This is a genomic window from Streptomyces sp. SID12501 (assembly GCF_010550245.1).
Lineage (GTDB): Bacteria > Actinomycetota > Actinomycetes > Streptomycetales > Streptomycetaceae > Streptomyces.
In genome coordinates this window covers 1-454 of record NZ_JAAGLU010000582.1, presented here as the reverse complement: position 1 = coordinate 454, position 454 = coordinate 1, and the positions used below count along the sequence as shown (strand labels likewise).

Here is a 454-nt window from a genome sequence, read left to right as displayed (position 1 = left end):
GGTCGAGCGCGGGGCCCTCCTCGTCGGAGATCGCGCGCTGCGCCCAGCCGTCGGGCGTGGCCGTGGCGAGCGTGTAGCCCTTCGGCCAGGAGATGCGGAACAGCCAGAAGAGGTGGAAGTACGCCCACGCGCGCACCAGGACGCGCCCCGGGTCGAGCTCGGCCGTCTTGCCGCGTCGTCCCCAGCCGAAGAAGATCATGTGCCGTCCCGTGCTCGTGGTGTCGGTGCCGCGGTGCCGTGCCCCGCAGCCGTGCCGCAGGGAAGACTAAGCGGTCATAACCGACGGGCTCGCGCTGTGACCACGACTCCACCCGTCCGGCGGAACGCCCCTCAGCGACCCGCGGGCACCCCGAGACCGCGCCCGGCGAGGCGCGCCGCCAGCGCCGCCGCGTCGAACGGGGCGCGCACCTTCACGTCGTTGTCGAAGTAGACGTGCACGTCACGCGGCCGGTCG

Annotated in this window: 1 protein-coding gene; it reads right to left on the bottom strand. The window is 73.3% G+C overall.

Translation table 11 applies throughout. The features are described from left to right. Positions 1 to 199 (bottom strand): hypothetical protein (locus tag G3I71_RS47385; protein ID WP_164325139.1); only part of this gene is annotated, 199 nt, incomplete at its 3' end. Positions 200 to 454: the final 255 nt, after the last annotated feature.